This window comes from Catenulispora rubra (assembly GCF_015356825.1).
GTDB classification, from domain to species: domain Bacteria; phylum Actinomycetota; class Actinomycetes; order Streptomycetales; family Catenulisporaceae; genus Catenulispora; species Catenulispora rubra.
Map to the genome: position 1 here is coordinate 72,990 of NZ_JAACYW010000013.1, position 10,526 is coordinate 83,515.

General features: G+C 66.6%; 9 protein-coding genes. 1 reads left to right on the forward strand and 8 read right to left on the reverse strand.

What is annotated here, in order from left to right; all coding sequences use genetic code 11:
* Positions 1–997: 997 nt before the first annotated feature.
* The gene (locus GWK61_RS06410; protein WP_194906007.1) at positions 998–1,162 is read right to left on the reverse strand and encodes a hypothetical protein; all 165 of its coding nucleotides are present in this window, start codon (positions 1,160–1,162) and stop codon (positions 998–1,000) included.
* 370 nt (positions 1,163–1,532) lie between these two features.
* Here GWK61_RS06410 and GWK61_RS06415 point away from each other — a divergent pair, with 370 nt between their 5' ends.
* Complete coding sequence (locus tag GWK61_RS06415; protein ID WP_194906009.1) at positions 1,533–2,240, forward strand: hypothetical protein; 708 nt, start codon at positions 1,533–1,535, stop codon at positions 2,238–2,240.
* A gap of 1,048 nt (positions 2,241–3,288) precedes the next feature.
* Here GWK61_RS06415 and GWK61_RS06420 read toward each other — a convergent pair.
* The 7 genes from GWK61_RS06420 to GWK61_RS06450 form a co-directional block, all read right to left on the reverse strand.
* Positions 3,289–3,801 carry a hypothetical protein gene (locus tag GWK61_RS06420; RefSeq protein ID WP_194906011.1) on the reverse strand — a complete coding sequence of 171 codons (513 nt, stop codon included), beginning with the start codon at positions 3,799–3,801 and terminating at the stop codon, positions 3,289–3,291.
* A 165-nt stretch (positions 3,802–3,966) separates the two neighbouring features.
* Positions 3,967–4,221: a hypothetical protein gene (locus GWK61_RS06425; RefSeq protein ID WP_194906013.1), complete on the reverse strand. Its 255-nt coding sequence runs from the start codon at positions 4,219–4,221 to the stop codon at positions 3,967–3,969.
* 460 nt (positions 4,222–4,681) lie between these two features.
* On the reverse strand, positions 4,682–6,217 hold the full coding sequence (locus tag GWK61_RS06430) for a beta-N-acetylhexosaminidase (RefSeq protein WP_194906015.1): 1,536 nt from the start codon (positions 6,215–6,217) through the stop codon (positions 4,682–4,684).
* Positions 6,218–6,305: 88 nt separating this feature from the next.
* Positions 6,306–7,136: a carbohydrate ABC transporter permease gene (locus GWK61_RS06435; protein ID WP_323747433.1), complete on the reverse strand. Its 831-nt coding sequence runs from the start codon at positions 7,134–7,136 to the stop codon at positions 6,306–6,308.
* Positions 7,133–8,116, reverse strand: coding sequence for a carbohydrate ABC transporter permease (locus GWK61_RS06440; RefSeq protein ID WP_194906017.1), 984 nt, complete (start codon positions 8,114–8,116; stop codon positions 7,133–7,135). The genes GWK61_RS06435 and GWK61_RS06440 overlap by 4 nt, the downstream gene beginning before the upstream one ends.
* Positions 8,113–9,444, reverse strand: coding sequence for an extracellular solute-binding protein (locus tag GWK61_RS06445; protein ID WP_194906027.1), 1,332 nt, complete (start codon positions 9,442–9,444; stop codon positions 8,113–8,115). Before GWK61_RS06445 ends, GWK61_RS06440 begins: the two co-directional genes overlap by 4 nt.
* Positions 9,445–9,513: 69 nt before the next feature.
* On the reverse strand, positions 9,514–10,526 hold a 1,013-nt coding region (locus tag GWK61_RS06450; protein WP_194906029.1), incomplete at its 5' end, for a hypothetical protein.

Sequence of the window (10,526 nt, forward strand, 5' to 3'; positions counted from 1 at the left end):
TGATGCCCGTCCAACGGCGTTCCACAAGATCCAAAATTTCGGATCCTTCCAGGCCGACCAACTCGAACATCACAGAACAGACCGTTCGGAGTCGCAATCGTTGTTGGCGCGCTCGAACCGGGCGAAGAAGTCTCGGGCGCCAGAACATTCCAAGTCGGACATCTATTTGCATCAGCAGCAGCCAGCGTGCGTGCGTCGTCGGGCCCGACAGCACAACCGGATCGGCGACAGCCGGCACCGGATCCGGCCCGCCGATCCTGGACTTGGTCGCCGTAAGCAGGTGGACCCGCCATCGGCCAAGGCTCGCTGATCGCGTACACGCTGTGCCTCGCCGAAGCCCTGCGCAGCCTGGAAGCCGCGGGGCCGCCCGCCGGATGCCCTGACCTGATCAGCAGCTGCGAACACTCTGTGATCCTGGTCCGCACCGACCTCGCCAGCGCAATGAGCGCCCACGACTCCCCGTCGATCCGGACGGCGAGGTCCGCCAGTGGCGCAGCGGCGGCTGGCCGGAAGTGAACGCACACATCTGACAGCATCCTGCGATCGCCATCCTCGCCGGCAAGAAGGCCGTGATGGCCACCTCGCTCACGATCGCGGTGGCCCGACCCCGCCGCGTCGCCAGTGGCATCGCGGCCAACCCAGCGATCCACGCGGACGTCATCCGCACCACCGGAGCCCGCGTAGTCGTCTTCCTCGGGCTGTCGCTGACCAGCTTCCGCCTGGATGCCCAACCGGTAGCCGAGACGAACCGACGGTTGAACACCATCGTCCGCGCCTGCGCCCAGACCGGGACCGAAGCCTTGGTCGGAGCACCGGTACAGGGCGAGTCCGGCCGCGAATACATCGCCATGCTCGCCATCGACGCCGACGGAATCGCCGTGGCCTACTGCAAAGTGAACCTGAGTCCAGGCACTTCACACTCGGTGCCAGGTCGGTATTGCGGCAGGTCGCGGGCGAGACCTGTGGGAGTCCGTCCAAGGGGGGTGCCAGGTTCCTGTCAGGGATCACCGCGGCCGAGTAGGCCGGCGTCGGCACCGTAGGAGGCGACCGGGGCGCCGGACCCGGTGACGTGCAGCACGACGATGTCGGCGTCGATGCAGGCAGGCGGGGATGCCTTCGACGATTCAGGCTTGAACTGCAGACCGCGGGGTTGCTCTTTCACCCCCGTGGACCTCACGGACCGCAACATGCCCCGAGCCGGTCACACTGGTGGCGACAGCACCAAGCAATCACAGCAGCTGCTGACTGCGACGAGCCTAACGCGGACAACCCGTAAGGCGGCTGGAGCACTAGAGTCCTCGTCAAGGATGAGACAAAGCTGAAGTGCCAATCATCGCCCTAGACTCCTTGCACCGAAATCCGGTCTAGCGACGTTGACAACGTCGATAAATCGCTCGAGTCGTGGACAGGATGTCGAATCCCGCCTTCTAGGTATTACCTGGATTCCGCGACGGTTCGCAGCGACCGATCGACAAAGGTCTCGATTCGATGAACGCAGACTGGCAAGCCGTCGGTTCCCGTACTGTCGCCCCATGCGCTTGCTGCTGCGGTACCACACTGGCGATGCCCATTACCCCGATGGCGACGTCGCGCCTGATGACGTGCGCAAAATTCTAGGCAGCTTGGGCTGGATCCCGCGGCAGAGCACGTTCGCAGACGACAAGCTGGAAGAGATCATTGGCAAGATGCCTGACACGATCAAAGATGAGATCCGGGCAGGCACCCCTGTGCTGATCACGCCGCGCCCAGGACTGTGGGGCATCGTCTCCTCTGAAACCCAGAACCAGCTCTACATCAGGCTCATCGACCACGACATGGAGACCCTGCGCAGCGTGGCGGACAAGGTCGTTGCGGAGTTTCCAGAGGCGTTCGAACGCCAGACGGGCAGGGATCTCGGATTCGATCCCGAGGTCGCGATCCGGCGATTCGACAGCGAGATCCGGATCGTGGTCGGAACCATCGAGGATGCACATACAACGGGTTTCCTCAATTACGCCCGCACCGAGCGTCCCCGCGAGCATTTTCTGGTACTCGCACTCGCATTGCTGACAAGTCTCTCCATAGCAGCTTCAGTGATCATATTTGCCGCGCACGACGAGACGACATGGACCTACTGGCGAGGCTATCTTGACCGCGGGGGCACAACATTCCTCACCGCAGCGTTGACAACTATCGTAAACCTATACTTCGAATATCGAAATTGGCGCAACGACAACCGACGGGTCAGATGGAAACAGTAGACTCGGCTATACATGACGAATCCGGGCCTTGACACTGGAACGCAATAATGCTCCTGAACCGTGATAGTCGGCGGTGCACGGCTCCTGATCGCTTCACCCGCACCATGGACAAAGTGTCGCGGCTTCTGGCCTCGACACGCCGGTTGCGACGCCGATGGGCGATGACAGCCGTGACCGAACTCGGTTTGGGCGGATCACGTATCGACTGACCCGATCGCCGCTCACCCGCCTGGGCGAGCACGACCTGGCTCTGCACGCCGCCTACCGTGCCCTCGACCCAGCCCAGAGGACAGCAGCGCCTCCATGGCTGTCGCGACCAGTGCCTGTCACGTCGCCGCCTGCCTACTCCAAGTGAGCCATCGCGATCAAGCCCGGCACTTCGCCAAAGCCGCGGCAGCGCACCTACCCCACCGTTGCCGCGCTGGTTCGGAAGGGCTGGCAATGGCCGACGCCGCCTCGAACGCACCGGCCAAGCCGCCACGACCACAGGCGGTGACCTGGGCCACAGGGCCATGACGCCGCCCTGGTCCTCGCCCTGTCTCAGGCACACCGCGAGTGCCCAGAAGAACTCCGGTTCGATTGCACCACAGGCACCCCCGTCGGCGAGAAACGGCACATCGACAAATCCGCCGACACCTTTAGCGGCCTTGACGCGTTGGCACCTCGGCAGAGGCCGTGCTCGAGCTGCTGGGCCGTCCAATGTGCCGGGAAGCTCTGTCGGACGTGCCGTTCGCCGAGAGCGAGTGTGGCGGGACGGTTCCGCAGACTCCGGTCATCCGCTCCGGCAGAACGTCCGCGACCCTTGCGTCTACCGGCACGGCCCCGGCGACGATCCGTGGTCTACAGGCGGCGGGCCCGCTGGTGGGAGGGTCCTGACTTCGAGACCCGACGCCGCTCCCGGCGTATTGACCAGGCCGATCATGCGATACCTAAAAGAATCAAGGCCCGCTATTCTGGCCCGATGGAGATTGCGAATGACGATGCTACGATACTGCTATTGCTGACGGCGTTCCGTTCCTGCGGACCGCAAGGACGTCTTCCTGACGGTCTACGGTCGGTGGCGGCTCCTGACCCGCAGCGCGCAGGGTGTTGACCTGGCTCGCCGGAGCCCGAGGGCCACGGATTCACCATCGAGGTCGCGCCCATGGTGAGGAATGTGTTCGGATTTGTGTTCGCGATTGCCTAGGTGGTCGCCAATGGCACGCCAGCTCTCGAAGCCCTGGGAGTCAATGGCGACGAGCGGCGGAAGAAGCTCATTGAGAAAGCGCAGAAGCGCCAGCTCCGCGAGGGTCATCTCCACCAAGGCGGCGGCATTCACCGGCACCAGCTGCTCACGCCGAGCCGCCGTTAGAGCCGAGCGCTGTGTGGCCCGGATCCGCTGCCGGGTCGACGCCCTGCACGGACGCCGATACCCCGGCATCGCCGCGAGCCGCTCCCGCGCCTGCCGCCACGCTGTCTTGTCGCCTCGGCACCAGGCCGCCTTCGCCACCGCCTGCACCTCACGCCGGGCGGCATTGTGGGCCGCCGCGGTCCGCGACTTCGCAGCGATCGCCTTGAACATGGCAGAGACCTGCGACGTGCGCAGCTTGTCCAATCGAACCTGGCCCAGATACGGGACCAGGTAGTTCCGCAGATGCGACTGGCTAAGACCGACGGGTACTCGCCGACAACGCCGACTTCCCGGCCAGCCAGTCCGTCAGCCGCTCCCCCACCGTCATGAAGCCGGTCAACGGCTGGCCGTGCGGATGGCCCGCGACACCTCCTCCGCGCTCGGCAACCGACCGGAGTCCGCCAGATCCTGACGGATCCGCTTGGCTTTCTGCACCCGCAGCGCCCCAGTCTCCTGCGACCCGGCGCCGAGCCGATCCGCCAGACGCAGCAGATCCCGCACCGCAGCAAGTGATTCCTCGGCCTCAGTCCGGCTGCCCAAGCCACCTCGAGCAACCACCTGACGCCCGATTTCGGAAACGGTGAATTCCAACTGGAAATGCCGGCTGCCATGATGGGAGCTCCACCCCCGAAGCGTTGCGCAACTTCGGACACGACCTACCGACACGCCGCATCTTCGACTTCCCGGAACGGTCCAACACCACCTCACCACCGGCGTCCAGCACCGGCACCCGGCCACCGCACTTCTTGCACACCGAACCCGCGGACATCGCCATCACCCGACCTGCCGCGGACCGCACGCCGGACGGCGAGCCGCGCGGCGACCAGCCGCGCTCCGACCATGCAGGACATCGCGGCCCCCTAGAGGCCCTGGCGCCGCGGACCGCCCTGCCAGCCCCAACAGCGCAACAGGTCTGCAGTCGGGACCCGCCACGTACCACCGATCCGCAACTCCCGGCACGGGAACTCGCCGACCGTGCGAGCCGGTACGCCCGGGTCCGGCCGATCCTCAACAAGTGCCCCGCCGCCGGCACATCCCTGGACGGCGAAGGTCACTTGCCGGTCTGCGGTTCGGCGCCGTCAAGTAGCCGGAATGCGACGCCCAAGGCTTCCAGTCGTTCAAGGTGCGGTAGAAGCCGCGTCTGGAATGCGTCGAAATCCGCAGCCCCGCCCGACCACGCCCGTTCGGCGAACGCGCAGAGTCGCGGGAAGAGCATGTAGTCCAGCTGATCCCGGTCGGAGACGTATTCGGTCCACAGTTGGCACTGGGCTCCGAGCACGCTGTCCCGTAAGTCTGCGCCCCATCGTCCGGCGCGCGGATCGAAGGAATAGGCGTCGGCCAGGGTGATGACGCCCTTCTGCGCCCGGGGCTCGCCGGATGGGGATTGGTAGAGGTCGAAGTAGACCCGGTCGCTGGGTGCCAGGACGACCGGGTGCCCGGCTTCTGCGGCACGAACTGCTATGCCCGCGCCGGTGTTCCACGCCATCACCACCGTCCCGGGGTCGGCCCCGGCCAACTCGTCCCAGCCGACCGGGATCCGTCCGCGTGCCTTGACGAACCGGGCCATCCGGCCCATGAACCAGCCGTGCAGGCGGCTGACGTCGGCGAGGCCGAGGGCGGCGGCGCGTGTCACGATCTGCGGATCCTGCGCCCAGCGATCGGTGGGGCACTCGTCGCCGCCGATGTGGATGTATGGCGAGGGGAATATCCGCATGAGCTCGGCCAGCACGTTCTCGAAGAACTCTGCGACGGTGTCGGTGGGGTTGAGCAGCAGGTCGTTGATCCCCCAGCGTGGCCAGACTTCGGGCACCGGCGCGGGGTCGATGCCGAGTTCGGGGTAGGCGGCGACGGCGGCTTGGACGTGGCCGGGCATGTCGATCTCGGGGACCACCAGGATGCCCCGCTCGGCGGCGAAGGCGACGATCTCGGCGAGGTCGGCGTGGCTGTAGGCGCCCCGGTGTGCGGGGCCGGACGCGCGGCCTGGCGGGATCCCGGGTTCGCCCTCGTGGGCTGCACGCCGTACCGACCCGACCTCGATCAGTCGGGGGTAGGGGTCGATCGGGACCCGCCAGCCCTGGTCGTCGGTGAGGTGCAGGTGCAGGACGTTGAGCTGGTGGAACGCGATGAGGTCGAGCAGGCGGAGGATCTCGGCTTTGTCGAAGAAGTGCCGGGCGACGTCGAGCATGACTCCGCGCCAGGCCAGGTCCGGCTCGTCGGTGATATCGACGGCGTTCAGTTTCCAGTCGCGCGACCCGCTCGCGGGCCGCAGGGCCTCGGCCGGGAGCATGTGGCGCAGCGATTGGATCGCCCGCAGAAGGCCGTCGGGCCGGGGCGCGCGAAGCGTGACGCGGTCGGGGACCACGGTCAGCCGGTAGGCCTCGGGGTTCTCGGATCCGGTGGAGCCGAGTTCGAGGACGATGCTTCCGGCATCTCGGATCGGCGGTGCCGCGCCGAGCGCGGTCTGCAGATATGACGCGAGCAGCCTCGCGGCCGGCTGTGTCGCGGGATCGTCCGCGCCGATCGCGGTGTGGGTGCCGAGGAGGAAGTACCCCGAGTTCTCGGTGATCGATGTGACGAGCGGGAGCATGCTGTTTCCTTTTCACTGCGCCGCCGGAGGTCCCGGCCACGGCGCGCTTACGAGGCGGTGACGAACATGAAGATCGAGGCGGGGACGATCACCCCTTGACCGCCCCGGCCGTCATGCCCTCGACCAGCCGCCGCTGGATCACCATGAAGAACACCACCACCGGCACGGCGAACAGCACCGAGCCGGCGATCAGCCCGCCGTAGTCGTTCCCCTGGGCCGTCGAGAACGAGGCCAGCCACACCGGGAGCGTGTACTTCGACTGGTCCTTCATCGTCACGTACGCGTAGATGTAGTCGTTCCACGCCGCGATGAACGCGAAGACGCTGGTCGCGATCAACCCCGGCAAGGTCAGCGGCAGCAGGATCCTGCGCATCACCTGGCCGCGCGTCGCGCCGTCGACCATCGCCGCCTCCTCCAGCTCCACCGGGATCCCCTGCACGAAGCCGCGCAGGATCCAGATCGACAACGGCAGCACGCCCGCCACCTGCGTCACGGTCAACCCGATCAGGGTGTTGAGCAGGTTCAGGCTCTTGAGGCTGAGGAACATCGGGATCAGCATCGCCGGCCCCGGGATCATCTGCACGACGAGCATGCCGATCAGGAACCCGCGGCGTCCGGGGAAGGAGAACCTCGCCAAAGCCACCGCCGCCAGGAACGCCAACCCGATCGACAGCAGCACCACGCCGCCGGTCACGATCAAGCTGTTGTACAGACCGCTGACGAAACCGGGCCGCTCGACCGCATCGACGAAACTCGCCAGCGTCAAGGGGAAAGGCAGGAACTTCGGTGTCTCGGTGGTCAGGTCTCCGGACGGCTTGAACGCCGAATTCACCATCCAGTAGACAGGGAACAACCAGACCAGACAGAAAACGGCGGCACCGGCGTTCAGGCCGACGCGGCCGACACGAACGGCTTTCACAATCCCTCCCCGGCGCGCACCATGCGGCGCACGTAGTACCACATCAGCACCGTCAGCAACGCAGTGGACAGGACCGCGATCGCAGCGCCCTGACCGTAGGACTGGCTCGCGAACGCCTTGGTGAACGACCAGACGACCAGCGTGCTGGTCCCGCCGTGCGGCCCGCCGGCGGTCAGCAGCCAGATCTGGTTGAAGACGTTGAAGTCCCAGATCACCGACATCATCGCGACCAGCAGCAGCACGGGACGCAGGAACGGCACCGTCACGACCCGGAAGCGCCGCAAGTACCCCGCGCCGTCGAGCTCTGCCGCCTCGTAATACTCGGCCGGGACCTGTGAGACTCCGGCATACAGCGTCACCGCGACGAACGGCACCGACTGCCAGACCACCAGCAACCACACCATGAACAGCCCGGACACCGCACTCGCAGTCCAGTCATGCTGGCGCAGGTCGCCGAACAGGTGGGTCTGGGTGAGCAGCCAGTTCACGACGCCGTACGTCGGCTGGAACAGCCAGGTCCACAACAAGGTCGCCGCGATGTTCGGCATGGCCCAGGCGGTGATGAGGCTGAAGACCATCAGGGAACGCATCCGCCTGCCCAGCGACTTCATCATCAGCGCGCACGCCATGCCGATCACGAGTGTCGCCCCGGCCAGCGCGAGACAGAACAAGGCGGTGCGGACGAGCATGGGGACCAGGTCGGCGCTGTGGAAGACCGCCGTGTAGTTGGCGAAGCCGGCCCAGGGCGACACGCCGGTGAACAGCGATCGCAAGCCGTAGTCGTGGAACGAGATCAGAACGAGGCGGACCAGCGGATAGCCGACGACGACCACCAGCACGACAGCGGCCGGAGCCAGCAAGGTGTACGGGATCGCCCTCGGCTCGCGGCCGCGGCGGGCGCCGGAGACGCGTCGAGGGCCTTGGCCGGAGGCCGCCGCCCCGGTCGGGGCGGCGGTCGGCTTGAGCGTGGTGTGACTCATGACGTCGCGTTCAGAGCCTGCGCGAGGTGCGCGTCGAAGCCCTTGGCCGCGTCCGCGACAGACTTGCGTCCGGTCGCGATGTCGGCGAAGAACTCCTTGATCGACTTGTCGCTCTCGATCGTCGCCCACCCCGGGGTGGCCGGGGTCGCGACGCTGTTCTTCGCCGCGGCGAAGAACGCCTGCGACGTGTCCTGCAGCGAGGAGACCGTCTGGTCGATCAACTGGGTGCTGACCGGTGTCCAGTGGTCGATGCCGACGATCGCGCTCGTCTGCACACCCGGATCCGTCGCCGCCTTCAGGTAGGCCAGCGCAAGGCCCTGGTTCCCGCTCTTGGCCGGGACCACCAGGTCGGAGCCGCCTATGAACACCGGTTGTGTCTTGCCGTCGGTGGAGCTGGGGAACGGGAAGGTGCCGATCTGGTCCTTCATAGCCGGGTTCGCCTTCAGGATCCCGTTCATGCTGGTGTTCAGCAGGGTGGCGGTTTTGCCCTGCGCGAACAGCGCGTTCATGTCCGGCTTGGTGTTGTCGGTGTTCAGCGACGCCTGCGAGGAGTACGTCGTGACGAAGTTCTTCCACGCCGTCAGGCCGGCCTGGGCCTGTGGCGACTCCAGAGCTCCGGACCAGGTGCTGCCGTTCTTGGTCGCGATCTGTCCGCCGGCGTCCCAGACGAACTGCAGCGCGCTGTACCACCACTGGCCGGGGAAGTAGAACGCCGAGAACTCGGGGTCGGTGTTCTTCGCCTTGATCTTGTCCAGGTCGGCGGTGAGTCCGGCGAACGTCGTCGGCGCGGCGGTGATCCCGGCATCGGCCCAGATTTTCTTGTCGTAGATCACTGCGCGGTTGCCGGCGAACAACGGCGCGCCGTAGAGGTGGCCGTCCACGGTCGCCGGACCGACGAGGCCCGGCAGCCAGGTCTGACCGGCGGACATCTGGCTCTGGACGCCGGAGATGTCGGTCAGGGCTCCGTTGGCCGCGAACAGCGGGACGTCGGTGTTGCCGACCTCCACGACGTCCGGCGGATTGCCCTGTGCCAGTGCCGTGGCGATCTTCGTGTTGATCCCGTCCCACTCCTGGACCTGGATGTTCACCTTCGCACCGGTGTCGGCGGTGAACTTGTCGCCGATGGCCTTCTGGACCGCGTCGGACAGGTCGCCGTCCATGTACCAGACGGTGATCGTCTTGCCGGCCCCCGACCCCGACCCGGCGATCTTCGAGGTCGAAGCCGCCGCGCCACCGGACGCGCCGCTGCTGTGGGACGAGCCGCAAGCGGTCGCGCTGAGGGCCAGGGCCGAGGCCACTGCGAGCGCGGCCGAAGTACGAGTACGCATGTCTGCTCCGTTTAGTGGTGATCCGCGAAAACGCGGTGAAGTAGTGATGACGGTGCTGAGGTGATGCCTTCAGCGAGCCGAGGTTCGCCCGTACTGGGAGCTGCAGGACGGGTAGTTGTTCTCGCCGGGCCCGAGGACGTAGGGGTCGGCCTGCTCGGCGGCGAGCAGGAACCAGGAGGTCGCTCCGGTGTGGAGCGAGGCGTAGTAGGTGTCGCCGAAACCGGTCTGCAGGCCGTCCGAGGAGGCGGCGACGATACCGTTGCCGTCGGTGTTCGGCGCGGATGCCTGCGCGGCCTCCAGCGAGTTCAACAACTTGGTCGCTGCCGCGGCGTCGCCTCGGGCGTTGCGCGTGTACAGGGCGTCCAGCAGGTGGGCGGTACCTTCGAACCAGACCTTTGAGGTGTCGGCGTTGGAGAAGCTGACGCCGGTGAAGCCGTTGTCGGACGCGGCCAGATGGGTCTGGGCCCAACTCACCGCCTGCGCGTAGGCCGGGTCGTGAGTGGCCAGGTAGGACCAGGTCTGGACGTCCTCGGGCACCGGGGAGGTGTTCGTGGTGACGCCGTCGGGGTCGGTCCCGGTCCACAGGTGGCCGGTGCCCGGGTCGAGCATGGACTTGACGAACCCGAACGCGGTCCGCGAGCGCGTCGACCACGTGGGGTCGCAGGACACCTTGGCCAGGGCCGCGAAGAACGCGCCGACGTCGATGTTGTGCTCGGTCGCCTTGTACGTCAGGGGATTGTTGTTCGCATCCTGACCGCCCGTGTAGCCGGGCACGCCTCGGGTGCCGTCGAAGGTGTTGTTCTGGATCCAGTTCGCCAGTGCGACAGCCGCGGTCAGATAGGCGCCGTCGCCGGTGTCCGCGTACAGGTGGACGAAGGCGAGCCCGGCCCATGCCTGGTTGCCGGTGTAGGTGGCGTTGGACCCGACATAGGGCGCGCCGGTACTGGTGATGAACGGATCGGGCTGGTACGACGCGCGCAGGCGGCCGTCCGGCGTGACGTCGTGCTGCTGGGCGTAGATCAGGCTGTTGCCCAGGACCTTCGCGTGGGCGAGGTCGGACGCGGTGGCGCGCTGCAGATAGG